This window comes from Amycolatopsis sp. N2S4-7, assembly GCF_058119595.1.
The window spans coordinates 3,051,828-3,070,589 of record NZ_CP172299.1 but is presented as its reverse complement, the minus strand read 5'-3'; the positions used below and the strand labels follow the sequence as shown (position 1 = coordinate 3,070,589).

Here is an 18,762-nt window from a genome sequence, read left to right as displayed (position 1 = left end):
GCCCCCGGTGATCCCCCGCGAATCGCGCGATCCGAGCCGGCCTGCACGAGTGACGAAGCGGCGTGTGGAGACGCGGCGGCGACTGATCGACGCGGCCTATGACGTGTTCACCCAGCGTGGCATACACGACGCCCCAGTCGAGCTGATCTGCGACCGAGCCGGCTTCACCCGCGGGGCGTTCTACTCCAACTTCGCCAGCAAGGAAGACCTGTTCCTGGCCGTCTACGAAGAACAGATGGATGCCCGGCTACGACGGCTGGACGCGGCCGCTGACGAAGCGATCGGCGAATACGAGCCGTCAGCGGCCGACGGTGTCCGCGCGATGCTGGTGCGCGCCGGCCTGCTGTTCATGGAGCCACTGGTGTCGGACACGAACTGGTATCTGCTCGATGCCGAGTTCCGGGCGCAGGCTTTGCGCCAACCCGAGTTACGCGAGCCTACCGCCGCCGCCCAGGCCCGATTCCACGATGGCCTCGGGCAGGTCCTCGACAGCGTGCTCGACCGGATCGGCATGCGTCTGCTGGTCAGCACCCGCGATGCCGTCCAGGTGATCGTGACGCTCTATGAGACGGCGTTGGAACGAGCTCTGTTCGAGGGCCTGGCCACCCCGATCGACAACCGGTTCATGACCGACATCCTGCCCCGCACGCTGACCGCCCTGATCGCACCCCGCGAAGTAACACCGGATGGAAAGGACACCCTCTCATGAGCCGCGCCCGGCGCATCGACACCCACCAGCACATCGTGCCTCCGCGTTACGCGGACTGGATGCACGACAAAGGCATCCGGCCTGGCGGCATCGACCTGCCGGCCTGGTCGCCGTCGGCCGCACTGAGGTTCATGGACAGCCATGGGATCGCGACCGGCGTCCTTTCGCTGTCCACCCCGGGGGTCTACTTCGGCGACGTCGCCGGAGCGCGCCGCTGGGCCCGCGATGTCAACGAGTACACCGCGCAAGTCGTTGCTGACCGGCCGGACCGCTTCGGGTTCTTCGCGACGCTGACCCTCCCCGATGTCGACGGCGCGCTGGCCGAAGCCGAGTACGCGCTCGACACACTGCACGCCGACGGGATCGTGCTGCTGGCTAACAATGATGGCCGCTACCTCGGCGACCCCGGCTTCGAGCCGCTATTGCAGCTTCTGCACGACCGGCAGGTCACCGTGTTCATCCACCCCGGGGAGTTGCCCGGCCCCGACGTCCCTGGCATCCCGACGTTCACCGCGGACTTCCTGCTCGACACCACTCGCACAGCGATCAGCCTCATCCTGTCCGGGGCCATGGACAAGTACCCGGGGATCAAGTTCATCCTCGCGCACGCCGGCGGGTTCGTGCCCTACATCTCCTACCGCATCCTGCTCACGATCATGAGCACCAAGAACAAGGCTCAGCAGGCGTGGACCATGCTCGACCAGAAGCACCAAGTGCCCAAGCAACTCGCGGTGCTGCGCCAGTTCTATTACGACATCGCGCTTTCGGCGTCCCCGGCGGCACTGCCCAGCCTCTTGGAGGTGGCGGACCCGGACCACATCACCTACGGCAGCGACTTCCCGTTCGCTCCCGTGCCCGCTGTGTCGTTCATGAACAAGCAGTACGAGAAATACTCCTTGGACAGCAAGCTGCGGGCGGCCATCGACCGCGGCAACTCGGAGAGCTTGTTCCCCCGGCTGAAGGGCTGATCGGCCGACGACGAAAGGGCGATCAGCGTGGGCTGACGGGGGCGTTTCCGCATCAAGGTACGTTGAACGTCCCCGTCGGCAAGGCGGCGGGTGTTCTTCGCCCAGGCCGGCTGCGGACCCGTCAGCTCTTTTCCCCGGTCAGCCGCGCCGCGGCATCGAACAACACCTGGGCATGTAGTTCGAACAGACGCATCAGGTCCACGCTGTCGCCGCCGATCTCCTTGGCGATGAACAAGCCGTCAGCGCCGGCCAGTGCGTACGTGGTCAGCAGCTGGATCGACTCGGGCTCCAGTTGGGGCACGAATTCGGCGATAATCTTGGCGACCCGGTGCTCGGCGATCTCGCGCACCTGCAGGAACATTCGTCGGGCGCTGGGTTCCTCGGGGCGGCGCTCCAGTGTGAGCATCAGTCCGAGGCGCAGGAACTCGGGCGTGTCCAGGAGTGCCTTCGCCACCTGGCCGGCCATCTCGGAGACACGGACCACCGGTTCGCCGACTTCCCCGTCCGGCAAGGCCAGCGCGGCCAGCCAGCCGTCGAAGCTGCGTTCGATGACCGCGGCGATCAGGTCGTCCTTGTCCTTGAAATGCCAGTAGATCGAACTGGCCGGCAACCCGCATTTCTTGCTCACCAGCGCGATGCTCGTGCCCTCGTAGCCGCGCTCGCCCGCGACTTCGACCGTGGCGTCGAGGATCCGGCGACGCGATTCCTCGCCGTTCGCTCGTCGGCGGCGCGTGGTCCGCTCGTCGCTCATGTCCGCTCCCGATGGTGTCTTGACGCTGACTGTACCGAAGCTTACTGTAGCGAGCATTACGGGAGTTGCCGTAGTGAGCGCTCCGTCAAGGCTGGGCGGTTCCCAGTGCAAGGAGGCACAGACGTGACCGACTGCGACCATTACGACGTCGCCGTGATCGGCTACGGGCCCACCGGGGTCACCGCCGCGAACCTGCTCGGCGCGAGCGGCCTGTCGGTCGTGGTCATCGAACGCGACCCGTCGATCTACGCGAGGGCCAGGGCCATCTCCACCGATGAGGAAGTGCTGCGCATCTGGCAGCAGGTCGGCCTGGCGGAGCGGCTCAAGGCAGACATGCTGGCCGACAAGCCGGTGGACTTCGTCGATGCCAAGGGCGCTTCCTTCATCAGCGCCGCGGCCAGCCCACACGGCCACGGCCACCCCCCGCAGATGTTCATCTACCAGCCTGCCCTCGAGCAGACCCTTCGCGAGGGTGCCGCGCGTTATCCGAATGTAGAAGTCCTGCTGGAGCACGAATGCCTGCGAGTCCGTCAAGATGACGACGGCGTAGAGCTGCTCGTCGCGAGGCTCGGCCAGGACGTACTGACCCGGCTCCGTGCCTCGTACGTCATTGCGGCCGACGGCGGATCGAGTGCAGTGCGCGGACAGCTCGGGATCGGCTTCGAAGGCCGCACCTACGAGGACCGGTGGGTTGTCATCGACACCGAAGTGGTCACTGAATGGCCAACCCACGATCGGCTGCGGTTCCATTGCGACCCGAGGCGACCCGCCGTGGATTGCCCGACTCCGCTGGGGCACCACCGCTGGGAATTTCCCGTGCTGCCGGGGGAGGACGAGCGCGAGCTGGTGACCCACGCGGCCGTGTGGCGGCTGCTCGCCCGGCAGGGCATCACCGAACGTCAGGTGAAGATCCTGCGGGCGGTCGTCTACAGCCATCACGTGCGATTCGCTGCACGCTGGCGCGTCGGCCGGGTCTTCCTCGCGGGAGACGCCGCGCATGTGATGCCGCCGTGGATCGGCCAAGGCATGGCCGCCGGGGTCCGCGACGCGGCCAACCTGTGCTGGAAGCTCGCAGCAGTGCAGTCCGGGCAATTGCCCGATACAGTCCTCGACTCCTACGAGACCGAGCGCCAGCCGCACGTGCGGGACGTGACCAGGCGCGCGGTCCAGGTCGGCCGGATCATCACCGAGCGGCGACCATTGCTGACTACGATCCGCAACGCCATCTTTCGCGGTGTCCGGCTGGTGCAACCGTTGAGCGATTCGATGCAGAAAGCTCTCTGGATCCCCGATTGCCGATACGCAGAGGGCTTCCTGGCCCCCGATGGCAGCGCAGCCCAGGGTCGCAAGATCTCCCAGCCGTGGGTCACCGATTCGGCGGGGGCCCGGGTACGCCTTGACGACGCGCTCGGACCGAACTGGGTCGTCTTGCACCGGGGTCCGCTCCAGGACACGTCAGGGTGGAACCAGGCCGGTGCCACCGTCATCGAGGTCCTGCCCGCTGGGGCGCGGCCCCGCCAAGGCGCCATCGTCGACGCCGACAACGTGCTGTCAGCGTGGCTCCGCAAGCACCGGTCGTCCGCGCTCGTGCTGCGACCCGATCGCATCGTCTACACCGCCGCCGCACCCGGGGCCGCACTGTCGCCCCCGCCAGCCGGCCTGAGTGCTCCTACCACGTCCGCTCACCACAAATTCACCGAGAGGCACGCATCATGAGCTCAGCAACCCTGCGCGAGCGGTCGGTCCGCGTCGGCGGCCAAGACATCTTCCTTACCGAGGCCGGCGAAGACGGCCCCGCCGTACTGTTGCTGCACGGCGGCGGCCCGGGAGCATCCGGCGTATCCAACTTCGTCCGCAACATCGACGCTCTGGCCCAGGACCACCATGTGATCATCCCGGACCTGCCTGGGTATGGACGATCCGGCAAGCACGTCGACCAAAGTGATCCGTTCCGCTCCCTGGCGGACGCCGTCCGCGGCGTCCTCGACGCGCTGGATCTCAGTGCCGCCGACCTCGTCGGCAACTCCTACGGTGGAGCGGCGGCCCTTCGGCTGGCGCTGGACACCCCCGAACGGGTCGGCAAGATGGTGCTGATGGGACCCGGCGGCATCGGCACAACCCGTGGGGTGCCGGCTCCTGGACTGCAGAAGCTGCTGTCCTACTACGGCGGTGACGGGCCTTCGCGTGAGAAGCTCGAGACGTTCATTCGCGGATACCTCGTTCACGACGGCTCCGCCGTCCCCGACGAGGTGATCGACGCGCGGTACACCGCGAGCATCGATCCCGAGGTCGTGGCGAACCCGCCGTTGCGCAAACCGTCTGGGCCCGGTGCATTGCGCGTGCTGTGGCGGATGGACTTCACCCGCGACCGCCGGCTCTCGCGCCTGCAAACGCCCACGCTGGTCATCTGGGGGGCCGACGACAGGGTCAACCGCCCCAGCGGAGGCACGGCGCTGGCCAAACGAATGCCGAACTGCGACCTGCTGCTCGTGGCCAATGCCGGCCACTGGGTCCAATGGGAGCGAGCGGAGTTGTTCAACGAAACAGTGAGGAGGTTCCTCGATGGTTGAGAAAGCCGTGTTCGGCCGTGTCCACCTCGGCTACGTTGTCGTGGAAAGCGAGAAGTTCGCCGACTGGCGCAGGTTCGGCGCCGACGCCATCGGCATGCACCTCGACGAACTGGCCTCCGACACGATCCGCTTCCGCCTCGACGAGCACCAGTGCCGGTTCCTCGTGCGACGAGGCCCCGCTGAGGACGTTGTCGCCATCGGTTGGCAGATCGACGACCACGAGACCTTCGACACGATCCTGGCGCGAGTCCGCAGCCGTGGCGTCCCGATCGTCGAGGGCACCGACGAGGAAGCGGCTCTCCGCGGCGTCGAACGGATGTGGCGGTTCCCCGGACCGAAAGGACTCACGCAGGAAATCTTCACACGAGCCCGCCTTGACCCGGCGCCCCTGCGGATGCCGACCAGGGCGTTCGTAACGGGCAATGGCGGCATGGGCCACGTTGCCATCACCTCGACTCGGCCGACGAAGCTGCGCGGCTACTACAACACCGTGTTCGACGCGCGTCTCTCGGACTACATCGACGAGACGATCAGTGGAGCCAAACTCAAGATCCGGTTCCTGCGGGTCAACGAGCGCCACCATTCGATCGCCGTCGCGTCCACCCAGGGGCTGCGCATCGACCCGATCCGTACTCGCGTGCAGCACCTGAACATCCAGGTCGCCGAACTCGACGACATGACCCAGTCCTACCAGCGCGTCAAGGAACTCGGTTTTGGCATGGCGCTCGCCGTTGGTCAGCACACCAACGACCGCGAGCTGTCCTACTACGCGCAGACGCCGTCCGGATTCGAGTGGGAGGTCGGCTGGAACCCGATCGTCGTCGACGAGACGACCTGGGAACCGACGACGCACCGTGGCATCAGCATCTGGGGCCACACACCGGTCGGTCAGACAATCGTCGACAAGCTGACCCAGTTCAAGAACGCGGCCCGCTCGCTGGCCCGTCGGGAGGAGACGGTCCCCGCACTCAGCGGTCGGGGAATCGCCGACGACTGAGTCGAGACGAAGCGCGGAACGTCGCGCTCAGTTCCCGCCTCGCAGTATCCAAGACGGCCCCAGGGCGGAGCCTGGGCAGCGGTGGCGTCAGCATGTCGTCGGCGGGTTCGGTGGTGGACGAGAAAGCCAGGAGAGCACTGCCTACAGCCGCGCAACTCAGTGGCAAGCCCATCGCGGTCACGGTCCACGCGGGACCATGGTGGCCGTTGCACGAATGGCCACGAATCCGAGGGGGTTAGGGACACTACGTCGCGCCGTGTGGCTCTGCTATCGTCCGAGGCAGTGGCTGATGATTTCATCAGCATGTTCGGGCTTGCGGCTGTCCCGCAGGGAAGGTTTGACGATGACTGACGGCACGTCACTCAGGTTCGCCGTCCTCGGATCGTTGCGGGGATGGAGGGGAGCGACTGAACTACCCCTTGGGAGCCCGCAGCAACGTGCCACGCTCGCAGTGCTACTTCTCCGTGGTCAGCGATGCCCGGTGCCGGTGGACGACTTAGTCGTCGCGTTGTGGGGTGACAATCAGCCCAAGGCAGCTGTGGGGGCAGTACGCACGTATGTATCGCGGCTGCGCGGCGTCCTGGAGGCCGGGGTTCGGCCGACTGGTGGTCCTTCGGTGCTGATCTCGCGGGGCGCCTCATACCTGCTGTCCCTGCCGGAGGGCGCAGTCGACCTCGACCTTGCCGAACATGAGGTGACCGCCGCGATGGAGGCTCGCCGCAGTGGTGACCTTGTCGGCGCCCACCGCTTGCTGCACCGCGCCGCCGGACGCTGGCAGGGCACTTCGTTGGCTGGAATTCCCGGACCGTTCGCGGAGAGGCAGCGTGAGTGGATCGCTCAGCGGCGGCTCGCTGTTCTCGAGGCGCGTATCGAGCTAGACATCGAACTTGGCGAATTCGCTACCGCGCTAGCCGACCTGACCTCGCTGACGAGGGAGCATCCCCTGCGGGAACCGCTCCGGGCCTTGATGATGCGGGCGCTATATCAATGTGGGAGGCAAGCTGATGCGTTGGCGGTCTTCGCCGAGACCAGGCGCCTGCTCAGTGACGAGCTGGGCATTGACCCGCACCCGACATTGATAGACTTGCAAGGACGGATTCTCCGGTCGGACCCGACGCTGCTGCCGGATGTGTCCGTGCGCGATTCCGATCACCTCGGCAGTGTGGCTCTCTCAACGAATTCGTGACACGCAATTCGGCGACAGGCGATCGGTATCGCGCAATGGTGGCGAGTTGCCCGCTGTGCGCTACCCGGGTTTCGGGATGCGGGAAGTCTCGGCTTCATCGCATCCCGAAACCCGGCTTGCCGTCTCAGCGACAGGTGGACACAAAACCGCAGCTCATCGGCTGAACGTGGCCGACGGAAAGGGTGTTGGAGGCCTGGCTGGGCGTTCGCGTGGTAGCCGCGTTCGCGACACTGGCCGGAGCCATCAGGGCGATCGCGAGTGCGCTGACGGCAAGAGTGCGACGGATCAGCTGGTTCGAAACCAAGTGCATTGTAAACTCCTCAGTGGTTTTTGATGGCCTGTGTTGTAACAAGGGTGGCCTCTTGGCGTTACTTTGCCACTTGGCGATAAACAACAGGTCAACGTTACTGACTGGGGCGACGTCGATCTGCTTTGCTATGACCTGATCGTTTCGCGGAATCACTGCGTGGAGCGCGGTCACGCTCACGCCTGTGTATGGACGCTCCGCCGCCTCTGGGGCCATCTCGGCATGTCTGCGGTTGGCGTTCTCGCACGCCGCCTTCGAGCTGTGGAACAACTGCGCCTCCGCAGGCCTCTCCGGTCGAGATCGTCCTCTGGACTGGAGTCGGGCCGAACGGCCCGAACATGATGGCTGCCGTGGACCACGGTTTCGACAGGCGTGTAGGGCGCCTCAGCTTGGCTGCCCTGATGAGAGGGCCATCGCGTGAGCCGCAGCTCAACCGGTCGAGGCCTTGCGGACAGTTGCCAGGCGATGGCCCGTGCAAACTTGCCTCGGTGAGTTTCCCGAGTCTGAAGATCATCGATGTCCGTGATCGTGTCCAGCTGGCCGCTCAGACGAGTTATCAGTTGGGAACACGGCCGAGGTCGCTGGGAGTGGCTGAATCGCCAGTGGTGTGGCTTCGCAGGTGCCGCGATTCGCGAAATTGCGGCGACGAGTGATAACGGACCTCAGAGCTGAGGGGTCGCACTGCACCGTGAACTGTGCGAACCGATATCGCCTAGGAAGTCGTGCGACCGGGAAGCTCGGCGAGCCATGCCTGCTCGGCGGCCTCGTCGGGTTCCGGCAAGATGCGGCCGGCTTCCAATCCCCACGAAGCCGGGACGTCGACGATCATCACGAGGACTGACATCGGCTCGGCCCCGGTGACCTCCAGGTACGCGTCGTAGACGCGTCGAAGAAGCGTGGTGCGGACTTCGGGCGGGCGTCCCGCCCGGATCTGTGCGTTGATCACGGTAGGCGCTGCGGGCTGTCCGGCACTGAACGCGTTTCCGTTCGGCAGTTCGGGAAACAGAACATGGACGAACTCTGCGGGGCCGCCGGTCTCTTCGGTATGGATAGACGTGATGGCCTGGGAAACGCGCAGTCGGTCGTCGTCCGACAACGCGCCGGCGACGGTGGTGCACTGGTAGACGGGCATGTAGTTCTCCTCACATGGCGGATGAGAAAGCTGGGATTGCTTCCTGGTGCGCCGCCGGCGTCCGAAGTGGAGATGGCGGCAGTTGGATAGGCGGGGTCCGACTCCGGTGGATACGAGGATTCTCAGGACGCCGGCCAGCACCTCCCCGTCTTTCCAGCCGACAGGGTCGCGGCGGGGACGGTGATCGCGGTGGCAGCCGGATGGTGTTGCTCCTCCTCGGTGGTGCAGCGATCATGCCGACGAGCAGGCATGCCATTCCTATTAATCAGTGTACGGAATATCCGTACACAAATAATGCGTCTGGTTGACCTCGCACCGCAAGGAGCAGTGGTTGATGTCACCGGTCGGTGGCCACGAGAGCTTGCGGCACCGTCCAGACTTCGGGCCCGACGACCGAGCGGGCCAGCACTGCCGCCCGCCCGGCTGAGTGCTGCCATGCCATCTCCCGAGAGTCCAGGGCCGGGAAGCTGAGCCGGGATCAGCCGACCTTGGCAACTGCGCTGAGGTCCCGGGCGAACTTTGTGGCACCTGTCGGTGCTCAAGCAGTTCTATTACGACGTCGCGCTGTCCTCCAGTCCCGTCGCGCTGCCCAGCCTGCTCGAAGTCGCCTCACCCGACCACATCCCCTACGGCAGCGACTTCCCGTTCGCGCGCCCCCCAGCGGCGATCGGGTTCCTCAACAAGCAGGTTGAGAACTACCCCACTCGACCCCGCTCTGCGGACCGCGGTCGACCGGGGAAACTCCGAGGCCTTGTTCCCCCGGCTGACGGGCTGACAGCGCCCGCCGTCCGTCACGTGGCTGCGGGTTCTGACGAGCACGGTGACGGCCGGGTAGACGGAAGGAAGGAAGTAGCGCTATCGCCCGTACGCGACTGTCAGGCGTAGACCTCGAAGCGGGCGATCTGGCCGGCGGGCCATCCGGTGTTGCCGCTGCACGTCAGGCGCAGGAAGCGGTGGCTGGCGGCCGGGACTGTGATGGTGACGCTGTTGCCTCGTCCGGGGTCGAAGGTGTACCCGGTTGCGGGGACGAGGGTGTCGAACGCCGTGCCGTCAACGGAGCCGGACAGGGCCAGCGTCTGCGTCCGGGCGCCCCACGACGGCGGGACCGCTACCACGATCCGCGTCGCCGTGGCCGCCGCGCCCAGGTCGGCCTGCAGCCACTGGGGGAACGCGTTGTTCGCGCTTTCCCAGTACGTGTCGGGGTTTCCGTCGACAGCGTTCCCCGCCCCGTAGTTCTGGGTGTGACTGCTTTCGGTGGTCGTGCGGCCGCGCGCCAGGTCGGTCGGGCCGCCGCCCGTGGTCGGCAGGGGAGAGGTCGGGCGGATCGCCGTGAGGGGCAGTTGGCCTTTGAGCATGCGGCCGCCGTCGGCGGTCAGCCGCAGGTAGTAGTCCGACGAGCACGCCGTCCCGTCTTCGTCGAGGGCCAGCAAGCCGGAACCGGCGGGGGTCATCGCGGCGTTTTCCGCGGTCTTCGCGATCTGGTTGCCTTCGCCGTATTCGTCGAACATCGAGATGTAGATGCCCTGTACGCCGGCGCGCACCATGTTGTAGAACTGGCGCCACATGAAGTCGCCGTGGGCCCGCTGGCGCGCGGAGACGTCGCCGGGCAGCACGCACGGCTGGTAGTCGATGCCGTGGGCGGTGCAGTCGGCTTGGTCGGGCACGGTGAGGTTCTGGTACGTCCAGTCGGAGCCGGCCACGTCGCCGATGGCGCCGACCATCCACGGCGAGAGCATGTCGAATGCGTGGTAGACGCCACTGAAGCCGGGGCGCGAACCGCCGTCGCTGGTGCGCCATTCCCGCGGTACGCCACCAATGACGTAGCAGCCCTGTGCCTTGAACCAGTTGACGACGTCAAGGCAGGTGGCCGCGTCCCACGGGTGGTTGCCGTCGTTGTAGCCGAAGCCCCAGATGCAGACGACCGGTTTGCCGTTCTGGCGGGCGTAGGCAGGCGACGCGGTGTGCGCGGACATCTTCGCCGACCAGTCGGCCTTCATCTCCGTCTGCATGTTCGCCCAGCCGGTGGCGTCGTACATGATGTAGAACTTCCGCCCATGCGCCTCCGCGGCGCTGCGGACCTTGGCGGCCATCGCGTCGCGTGTGGAGCCCTCGCTGCTGTTGGGGTTGAAGCGCTGCAGGGCAGCGGTGTCGCAGCCGTTCTGCTGCATCCACAGGAAGTGCGTGTCCACGGTCTGCTGGTCGTAGGACGAGAAGAGCGTGGCGGGCCGGCCGTTGCCGAGGTTGCCGTAGGCGGTCGGGTACGTGCGGGTGTATTCGCGCATGTCCGGCCAGGCCTTGATGACGTTGTTGCCCGGCGACGGGGTCCGGCTCCAGTCCTGGCTCCAGTGCCACCAGCCGTTGATGGGCGCGCCGTCGCCGGCGCAGGCGAACCAGCCCTGGTACCCGACGGTGATCTTGCCGACGACGTCTCCCGGCGGACTGGTCGCGGCGCCGGCATCTCGCGCTCCGGCGAGGGTCAGCGCGCCCCAAGCCGACGCTGCCGCGGCCGAGCCGATGAATGTCCTGCGCGAGATCGCCACGTCGTTCCTCCAGTCCGCTGCTCACGTCCCTCGTTCGGGTGGACTGTATGCGGCCGGACAGATTGGTGCAATAGACGTACGAGTTTCCGAAATTTTCGTCGCAAACGACGCAAATTGTGCTCATTCGACGCGCCTGGGGAGTGGTCAATTCGGCCACTCCGGTCGCAAGAGGCCAGGGCCTTGGCGTTCGGTCCCGGGGGACGACCGCGCGTCCGTGGCCGAGTCGGCGATGACCCCGACGGAGTCGAGCGTGGCGGCGCGGCACGCGGTACAGCCAGTGAGTGTTGCTGTGTCGACCGGCTCGCTGTCGGGCAGTGCTCAGTCCGACAGCTCATCATGCTGGCGGTGGACGGATGTGCGCCGATGACAAGCCTCTGCTCGGTGCTGGTGCGGGTTAGGATCCGTCAGAGTGTTCGGCGGATGAGGGCCGGGCGACGCGGACGGTTTGAGCTTCTTCAGTGTCCGCCGCGGAGCACTCGGGACAGGCCCAGTGCTGCAGTGCGCACGGCGGGGGCGAGGTGGGCCGGCCGGAATCGCTCTCGCGGTACGGCGACTGACAACGCTGCGATGGCGAGGGCGCCGTCGAATACTGGTGCCGCGATGCAGCTCACGCCGAGGGCGGCTTCCTGATCCTCGTAGGCGAGCCCGGAAATCTGGGTCTGTTCGATCTCGGTGCGCAGCCGTACCGGGTCGGTGATCGAGTGTCGGGTCAGCTGCGGTAGCGGCTTTGAGAGGAGATCGTCGGCAAGTTCGGCCGCGGAGAATGCCAGCAAGGCCTTGCCCACTCCAGTGCAGCTGAGCGGCAGCCGGCCGCCAACCCGGGAGGGCAAGGGGAGCGGGTCGTGGCCGTGGATCCGCTCGACGTAGATGACCTCGTCGCCTTCGCGGATACCGAGGTGCACCGTCTCTCGCGTGGTCTCGAACAGGTCCTGCAGGAACGGCAACGCGGCATCCCGCAGGTCCAGCCGCCGCGGCACGAGCGATCCGAGCTCGAACAGCTTGCCGCCGAGCCGGTAGCCGTCGCCGCTGCGTTCGAGCAGCCCGACCTGGACGAGGTTGCTGACGAGGCGGAACGTCGTTGTCTTGCTCAGGCCGGTTCGTGCCGTCAGTTCCGTAAGACGGAACACGCCGCCGGCAGGATGGAACGTGTCGAGCAGTAACACCGCCTTTTCGAGCATGTTGCCCTCGGCACTGTTCCGTGTCATGGAACAGATTTTGGCAGATGGCTGCGACTTCGCCTATACCGATCTCGCAGCTGTCGTCGATTCATTGTCCTGGAGGTGGCCCATGTCACGCCGAAGCGCCGGAGCGATGCCATGAGCCTGGCTCCGGAAATCGGGAAAGCCGCCGATCGCCTCACGGAAGCCGGTGCGACCGGTCGGCCGTGCGCGCCGGTGCGGGAGCTGTTCGCCGACGGCGATATCGAGTCCGCCTACGCCGTGCAGCGGGTGAACGTCGAACGCGCGCTGACGGCGGGTCGGCGGCTCGTTGGCCGCAAGATCGGCCTGACCTCGCCTGCCGTGCAGCGGCAACTGGGAGTGGGGCAGCCGGACTTCGGCGCTCTGTTCGCCGACATGGCCGTCGTCGAGAGCGGTACGGTGCCGAACGGGCGGCTGCTGCAGCCCAAAATCGAGGCCGAGGTAGCGCTAGTCCTCGGTGCTGACGTGCCCCACCCCGACTGCACCCTGGTGGAGCTGTTGCGAGCGACCGAGTTCGCGCTGCCGGCCCTGGAGATCGTGGACAGCCGGATCGCAGACTGGGACATCTCGATCGTCGACACGATTGCCGACAACGCCTCCTCGGGGCTGTTCGTCCTCGGCGGCACGCCGGTCCCGCTGGATCGGGTCGACCTGCGCTCGGTGGACATGAGCATGTCCCGCAACGAAGAAGTGGTCTCCCGCGGCAGCGGGGCCGACTGCCTCGGGAGTCCGCTCAACGCCGCTCTCTGGCTGGCCTCGACGCTGGCTCACCGGGGTGAGCCGCTGTGGGCCGGCGACGTCGTGCTGACGGGGGCGCTGGGACCGATGGTCACCGCCGGCCCTGGTGACGTCTTCCGTGCCGACATTTCCGGCCTGGGCGCCGTCGAGGTCGGATTCGCCCACGATGGAGGATCACTGTGAACGCAACGAAAGTCGCCGTCATCGGGTCGGGCAACATCGGCACCGACCTGATGATCAAGATTCTTCGGCTGTCGGAAACCCTGGAGATCGCCGCCATGGCGGGCATCGACCCGGAGTCTGACGGTCTCGCCCGGGCGCGCCGCCTGAAGGTCGCCACCACACACGAGGGGGTCGAGGGCCTTGTGCGGCTGGACGAGTTCAGCGACGTCGAGTACGTGTTCGACGCGACGTCCGCCGGCGCGCACCGGCGTCACGACGAGGTCCTGCGCGCGGCGGGCCGGACGGTCATCGACCTCACCCCAGCCGCCCTGGGGCCTTACGTCGTGCCGCCGGTCAATCTGGACGCCCATCTCGATGCCCCGAACGTCAATATGGTGACCTGCGGTGGCCAGGCCACGATCCCGATCGTCGCGGCGGTCGCGGCGGTCGCGCCGGTGCACTACGGCGAGATCGTCGCGTCGATCTCCTCACGCTCTGCGGGGCCGGGCACTCGGGCCAACATCGACGAGTTCACCGAGACGACCTCCTCGGCGATCGTGCAGGTCGGCGGTGCCGCCCGCGGCAAGGCGATCATCGTGCTGAATCCCGCGGAGCCACCGCTGATCATGCGTGACACCGTCTACTGCCTGGTTTCGGCTGCCGACACCGAGGCGATCACGGCGTCGGTGGAGACGATGGTGGGCCGGGTCCAGGCTTACGTGCCCGGCTACCGGCTCAAGCAGAAGGTGCAGTTCGAGGCGGTGGCCGCCGATGACCCGCTGCGCACATTGCTCCCCGCCGGCACAGCGGACGAACCGGTGAAGGTGTCGGTCTACCTGGAGGTCGAAGGCGCCGCGCACTATCTGCCCGCCTACGCCGGGAATCTCGACATCATGACGTCCGCGGCCCTGCGCACCGCCGAGCGCATCGCCGCCCACCGCGCGACCGAGGAGACCGTCCGATGACCGGGTTGTACATCCAGGACGTGACGTTGCGGGACGGAATGCACGCCGTCCGGCACCGCTACAGCATCGAGCAGGCCCGGGCCATCGCGGCAGCACTGGACGCCGCTGGCGTCGCCGCGATCGAGATCGCGCACGGCGACGGGCTGTCCGGCTCCAGCATCAACTACGGCGTCGGTGCCCACACCGACTGGGAATGGATCGAGGCGGTCTGCGCCGTGGCCCGCCGCGCCGTGCCGACCACGTTGCTGCTGCCGGGCATCGGCACCCTGCACGACCTGCGCCAGGCCCACGCGCTGGGCATCCGATCGGTGCGGATCGCCACGCACTGCACCGAGGCCGACATCTCCGCCCAGCACATCAGTGCCGCGCGCGATCTGGGCATGGACGTCGCAGGCTTCCTGATGATGTCTCACCTGGCCGAGCCCGCCGAACTCGCCCGCCAGGCGAAGCTGATGGAGTCCTACGGCGCGCACTGCGTGTATGTCACCGATTCCGGCGGCCGGCTGACCATGGACGGGGTGCGCGATCGGTTCCGCGCATACCGGGACGTCCTCGACCCCGGAACGGAACTGGGCATCCACGCCCACCACAACCTCGCGCTCGGTGTGGCCAACAGCGTCGTTGCGGTCGAAAACGGCGCCGTTCGCGTCGACGCGTCGCTGGCCGGGCAGGGCGCCGGCGCGGGCAACTGCCCGCTCGAAGCGTTCATCGCCGTGGCCGACCTGATGGGCCTCGACCACGGCTGCGACCTGTTCCCCTTGATGGACGCGGCCGACGACCTCGTGCGTCCGCTGCAAGATCGCGAGGTCCGCGTCGACCGCGAAACCCTGAGCCTGGGCTACGCGGGGGTCTATTCCAGCTTCCTCCGCCACGCCGAGGCCGCCGCCGGCCGCTACGGCCTGGACACCCGCACGATCCTCGTGGAAGTCGGCCGCCGCGGCATGGTCGGTGGTCAAGAGGACATGATCACCGACATCGCGCTCGACCTCGCCGCGGCCAGCAAGGGGCGGCCATGACCGGTCCGAGCGCAGTCGAGGAACTGCTGGCCCGCGACGCCTGCGCGCACGCGCACGGCATCGTGGTGGAGCACATCGAGCCCGGTTCGGCCCGGGTGAGCATGTCGGTACGCGCCGACATGCTCAATCCCCACGGGACCTGCCACGGCGGGATCGTGTTCCTGCTCGCCGACACGGCACTGGGGCTCGCCTCGAACGCCCCCGACGCCCATGGCGAGGCGCCGGCGCCGGCCGTCACGACAACGGCGACCATCACCTATCCCGCCGCGGCGCGGGAAGGCGACGTGCTGGTCGCGACCGCGACGGTGGTCCAGGAGGCCACCCGGACCGGGATCTACGACGTGCGGGTCGAGCGTCGCGATGGTGCAGGCGCCGACGTGCCGGTCGCATTGTTCCGGGGCAACACGCATGCTCGGCGACATCGCCCGCCGTGTCCGCGCCGGCCAGGACGTGCCCGAGTGGGCCGCGCAGAAGGCCGTCGCGGCGCGCAAGCTTCGGCTAGGCGGTCTCCTTCTACTTCCCGAAGCCTTGTCCCGCCTATCACAACCCCCCTCGGAGCTTTAGGCCGTTCTACCCAGGACGGCGTCGGTGTCGTCATGCCTGATCGGGCTGACGTATTAAGCGACACCGGGCTCGGTCACCGATCCGACGCAACGACAGCGTTTCTCCCTGAGGGAAGCAAGTCACACTGTCGACGGGCCATCGTTGACCGTGCACGCCTACGAGGTCTCCTGCCAGACCGCGTAGGTGCTCAGGGGTTCACCTAAGCGAGTGGTCAATTCCGCCTCCGCGGCTGTCACCCCGTTGTCCCGGTAGAGCTTCAAGGCCGCGCGGAATTGGTTTGCCGCCTCCATCTCGTGGCCCATCATTGTGCTGATCTCGCCGAGATTGCGCAGCGCGTTCGCCTCTCCCTGAGCGTTGCAGTACCTGCGCTGCAGCGAGAGTGCCGCTTCGCAGTGGTGGCGAGCAACGTGGTGATCGCCGAGCCGGGCCGCGTACAAGCCGGCCGCGTTGAGGGCGTCCGCTTCCCACACCGGCAGATCCGCCGTGCGGCACAAGTGCACCGCACGGACCGCGTGATCCAGAGCCAGCCGGTCGGAGCCGCGGCGTCCCCAGGCACACGCCAGCTGGTAGTGAGTGTGGGCTTCGTCGCCGGCATTTCCGTGCTGTCGCGCCAGTTGCATGGCCAGGTGTAGGTGTTCGGCGGCCTCGTCGTGCCGGTCGAGCTCGATGAAGGCGGCACCGAGCCGGCGGTAGACCACGGTGCGGGCCGCAGGGTCGGGCAGGTGCCGCGCGGAGTCCAGCGCCGTCCGCCACACCGCGGCCTGCTCGCGGTGGTAACCCCGCCGCGTTTGGAAGGTCAACAACGCGTAGGCCAGCTGCCACACGACCGTGTGCCTCCCTGCGTCCGCCGCGGCCTGCTGAACGGCCAGCAGGTTGGCGTGCTCGGTGTCTAGCCAGGACATGGCCGCCGCGCCGTCACCCAAGGGATGCGACCGGGCGACGGCTGGGGCGAGCCGGATCGGCAGCGCGTGTGGGTTCAGCAGACGCTCGCAGGTGTAGGCGGTCTGCAAATAGAAGTCCGTGAGCCGACCCAGGGCGGCCGGGTCGGGGTCGGCACTCTCGTACTGGGAACAGGACCGGATCAGCTCGTGCATTCGGTACCGGCCGCGGGGGTGCTGGATCAGCAGGGACGCTTCTTCGAGTCCGCGCAGAGCCGCGCCGACTGCGGCGGGGCTGAGGCCGGCGAGGGCGACGGCGGCAGGCAGGCCGATATCGGCCCCGGGCGCAGCGGCCAGCAGCCGGAAGATGTTCCGGCGCTCGACGGAAAGCGCCTGATGAGACCAGGACAGGACCGCGGGCAGGCTGGCGGCCGGATCGTCGTCGGCGAGGACGGCCAGGCCCAAACGGCGCAGTTCGGTGGCGAGTTCGGTAAATGACACATCGGGGTGCATCTGAGCGCGAGTGGCGATGATGCCCAGCGCGAGCGGGAAACCGCCGCACAAGGCGGTCAACTCGGCCACCGCCGTCGACTCGGTCCGCGCTCGCGGGCCCAGCCGCCGGGCCAGGAGCGCGCGGGACTCGTGCTCGGTCAGAACGTCGAGGTGCAGCTGGCTGGCTCCGTCTGCGGTGGTCAGCCCGGCCAGCCGCCGCCGGCTGGTGACGAGAACGACGCAGCTCCCGCTTCCGGGTAGCAGCGCGCGGACCTGATCGGCGTCGGCCGCGTTGTCCAGCACCACGAGCAGGCTCCGGTCGGCCGTGATACTCCGGAACAGGGCGGTCCGGGCGTGCGGGTCGGCAGGCAGCCGGTCCGGATCCGCCCCCAGCGCGTCGAGGAATCCTCGTAGCGCCACCGCCGGCTCCATCGGGCCGCTGCGGTCGGCGCGGAAGCCACGAAGGTCGACGAACAGCTGGCCATCAGGAAACCGCCCGGTGTTGCGGTGTGCCCATTCGAGCGCCAGCCACGTTTTGCCGATTCCGCCGGCTCCGCTGACGACGGCGATCGGGCTCGTGTCCGCCGGCGTGGAAGGCTCGGCCAGGAACTCCGTCAAACGGGCCAGAGAGCCGTCGCGGCTCGTGAACGGGCCCGGCCGGGGCGGAAGCTGCCGCGGTATGGGCGCGGCCGGCTGCGGAGCCGTACTCGTGAGATCGGCATCGGCGTTGAGCATGCGCTGGTGCAGTTCCCGTAGCGCGGCGCCCGGCTCGACCCCCAGTTCGTCGACGAGCCGGCTGCGCACCCGGTGGAACTCCGCGAGGGCTTCCGCCGGTCGGCCGGCGTGGTAGCGAGCCAGCATCAGCTGCCCGGCCACCCGTTCGTCCAACGGATGTGCCGCGGCGCGGGCTGTGAGCTCGGCCAGCAGCCCGGCGTGCCGGCCCAGGCGGAGCGCCAGGTCGATGCGGTCGGCGTCGGCGGTGAACCGTTCCATCGCCAGGCCTTCGCGCACCGCGGCGAGCCACGGAGTGTCGAGGTCGGCGAAGGCGTCGCCGGACCACAAGGCCGAAGCCTGCTCCAGGAGGCTCAGAGCGGTCTGCTCGTCAGGTTCGCTGCGGACGCGACGGACCAGGTGGCGGAACTCATGCAGGTCGACGCGATCGGGTTCGACCAGCAATGCGTACCCGCCGCCCCGGCGCTGCAGGTCCACGCCGCTGCCTGGGGGCAGCTGCCGCCGCAATCGGGACACGTAGTTGCTGATCACCTGCCGGGTGCGCAGCGGCGGCCGGTCGCCCCACACCCGGTCGACCAGCTGGTCGGTCGACACGACCAGGTTGGCCTCCACCAGCAGCACCGCCAGCACGCACCGCTGCCGGGCGTGGCCGAGGGCCAACCGTTCGCCGTCGACCCAGGCTTCGATCTCGCCGAGCACCCGGAAACGAAGCATGTCGTCAGCCCCGCGCCTGGCGGCTGACCAGGCGATTCCGCCGGGATGGTGTGTTCACGATGAAACCGACAACCAGGATCTTCGACGTACTCAGTACATCCGGCATCTGAATACCTCCCCAGCTACGGGAGTAGCAGGTGCG

The 18,762-nt window shown here is 67.6% G+C and carries 16 protein-coding genes; 10 read left to right on the top strand and 6 right to left on the bottom strand.

From position 1 onward, the window contains the following. Nucleotides 1-7: 7 nt before the first annotated feature. Both ACH54P_RS14245 and ACH54P_RS14240 read left to right on the top strand, forming a co-directional pair. Nucleotides 8-709 (top strand): TetR/AcrR family transcriptional regulator, encoded by a 702-nt coding sequence (locus ACH54P_RS14245; RefSeq protein ID WP_489912858.1) that lies wholly within the window; start codon nucleotides 8-10, stop codon nucleotides 707-709. Further along, nucleotides 706-1,677, top strand: coding sequence for an amidohydrolase family protein (locus tag ACH54P_RS14240; RefSeq protein ID WP_489912857.1), 972 nt, complete (start codon nucleotides 706-708; stop codon nucleotides 1,675-1,677). Before ACH54P_RS14245 ends, ACH54P_RS14240 begins: the two co-directional genes overlap by 4 nt. A gap of 121 nt (nucleotides 1,678-1,798) precedes the next feature. Here ACH54P_RS14240 and ACH54P_RS14235 read toward each other — a convergent pair whose 3' ends face one another. Next, nucleotides 1,799-2,428, bottom strand: a complete 630-nt coding sequence (locus ACH54P_RS14235) for a TetR/AcrR family transcriptional regulator (protein ID WP_489912856.1) — start codon at nucleotides 2,426-2,428, stop codon at nucleotides 1,799-1,801. 123 nt (nucleotides 2,429-2,551) lie between these two features. Between ACH54P_RS14235 and mhpA the strand changes: the two genes are divergently transcribed. The 4 genes from mhpA to ACH54P_RS14215 all read left to right on the top strand — a co-directional run bounded on the left by mhpA (nucleotide 2,552) and on the right by ACH54P_RS14215 (nucleotide 7,181). After that, nucleotides 2,552-4,144: a bifunctional 3-(3-hydroxy-phenyl)propionate/3-hydroxycinnamic acid hydroxylase MhpA gene (gene mhpA / locus ACH54P_RS14230; RefSeq protein ID WP_489912855.1), complete on the top strand. Its 1,593-nt coding sequence runs from the start codon at nucleotides 2,552-2,554 to the stop codon at nucleotides 4,142-4,144. After that, the gene (locus tag ACH54P_RS14225; RefSeq protein WP_489912854.1) at nucleotides 4,141-4,998 is read left to right on the top strand and encodes an alpha/beta fold hydrolase; all 858 of its coding nucleotides are present in this window, start codon (nucleotides 4,141-4,143) and stop codon (nucleotides 4,996-4,998) included. The genes mhpA and ACH54P_RS14225 overlap by 4 nt, the downstream gene beginning before the upstream one ends. Continuing rightward, the gene (locus ACH54P_RS14220; protein ID WP_489912853.1) at nucleotides 4,991-5,995 is read left to right on the top strand and encodes a VOC family protein; all 1,005 of its coding nucleotides are present in this window, start codon (nucleotides 4,991-4,993) and stop codon (nucleotides 5,993-5,995) included. Before ACH54P_RS14225 ends, ACH54P_RS14220 begins: the two co-directional genes overlap by 8 nt. A gap of 481 nt (nucleotides 5,996-6,476) precedes the next feature. Next, nucleotides 6,477-7,181 (top strand): AfsR/SARP family transcriptional regulator, encoded by a 705-nt coding sequence (locus ACH54P_RS14215; protein ID WP_489912852.1) that lies wholly within the window; start codon nucleotides 6,477-6,479, stop codon nucleotides 7,179-7,181. Nucleotides 7,182-7,305: 124 nt separating this feature from the next. Here ACH54P_RS14215 and ACH54P_RS14210 read toward each other — a convergent pair whose 3' ends face one another. The 4 genes from ACH54P_RS14210 to ACH54P_RS14195 all read right to left on the bottom strand — a co-directional run bounded on the left by ACH54P_RS14210 (nucleotide 7,306) and on the right by ACH54P_RS14195 (nucleotide 12,365). Further along, nucleotides 7,306-7,662, bottom strand: coding sequence for a hypothetical protein (locus ACH54P_RS14210; RefSeq protein WP_489912851.1), 357 nt, complete (start codon nucleotides 7,660-7,662; stop codon nucleotides 7,306-7,308). A gap of 538 nt (nucleotides 7,663-8,200) precedes the next feature. Continuing rightward, nucleotides 8,201-8,620: a tautomerase family protein gene (locus tag ACH54P_RS14205; RefSeq protein WP_489912850.1), complete on the bottom strand. Its 420-nt coding sequence runs from the start codon at nucleotides 8,618-8,620 to the stop codon at nucleotides 8,201-8,203. A gap of 875 nt (nucleotides 8,621-9,495) precedes the next feature. Then, nucleotides 9,496-11,160: a glycoside hydrolase family 99 protein gene (locus ACH54P_RS14200; protein WP_489912849.1), complete on the bottom strand. Its 1,665-nt coding sequence runs from the start codon at nucleotides 11,158-11,160 to the stop codon at nucleotides 9,496-9,498. A 455-nt stretch (nucleotides 11,161-11,615) separates the two neighbouring features. Further along, on the bottom strand, nucleotides 11,616-12,365 hold the full coding sequence (locus ACH54P_RS14195) for an IclR family transcriptional regulator (RefSeq protein WP_489912848.1): 750 nt from the start codon (nucleotides 12,363-12,365) through the stop codon (nucleotides 11,616-11,618). Nucleotides 12,366-12,440: 75 nt separating this feature from the next. Between ACH54P_RS14195 and mhpD the strand changes: the two genes are divergently transcribed. Genes mhpD through ACH54P_RS14175 form a run of 4 tightly spaced genes read left to right on the top strand, consistent with a single transcriptional unit; the run spans nucleotide 12,441 to nucleotide 16,007 of the window. Continuing rightward, nucleotides 12,441-13,280: a 2-keto-4-pentenoate hydratase gene (mhpD, locus tag ACH54P_RS14190; protein WP_489912847.1), complete on the top strand. Its 840-nt coding sequence runs from the start codon at nucleotides 12,441-12,443 to the stop codon at nucleotides 13,278-13,280. After that, nucleotides 13,277-14,224, top strand: a complete 948-nt coding sequence (locus tag ACH54P_RS14185) for an acetaldehyde dehydrogenase (acetylating) (protein ID WP_489912846.1) — start codon at nucleotides 13,277-13,279, stop codon at nucleotides 14,222-14,224. The genes mhpD and ACH54P_RS14185 overlap by 4 nt, the downstream gene beginning before the upstream one ends. Beyond that, the gene (gene dmpG, locus ACH54P_RS14180) at nucleotides 14,221-15,240 is read left to right on the top strand and encodes a 4-hydroxy-2-oxovalerate aldolase (RefSeq protein WP_489912845.1); all 1,020 of its coding nucleotides are present in this window, start codon (nucleotides 14,221-14,223) and stop codon (nucleotides 15,238-15,240) included. The genes ACH54P_RS14185 and dmpG overlap by 4 nt, the downstream gene beginning before the upstream one ends. Next, complete coding sequence (locus ACH54P_RS14175; protein WP_489912844.1) at nucleotides 15,237-16,007, top strand: hotdog fold thioesterase; 771 nt, start codon at nucleotides 15,237-15,239, stop codon at nucleotides 16,005-16,007. The genes dmpG and ACH54P_RS14175 overlap by 4 nt, the downstream gene beginning before the upstream one ends. Here the strand turns inward: ACH54P_RS14175 and ACH54P_RS14170 are convergent. Beyond that, entirely contained in the window at nucleotides 15,960-18,620 is a 2,661-nt protein-coding gene (locus ACH54P_RS14170) for an AfsR/SARP family transcriptional regulator (protein WP_489912843.1), read from the bottom strand. The genes ACH54P_RS14175 and ACH54P_RS14170 overlap by 48 nt on opposite strands. Nucleotides 18,621-18,762 lie beyond the last annotated feature (142 nt).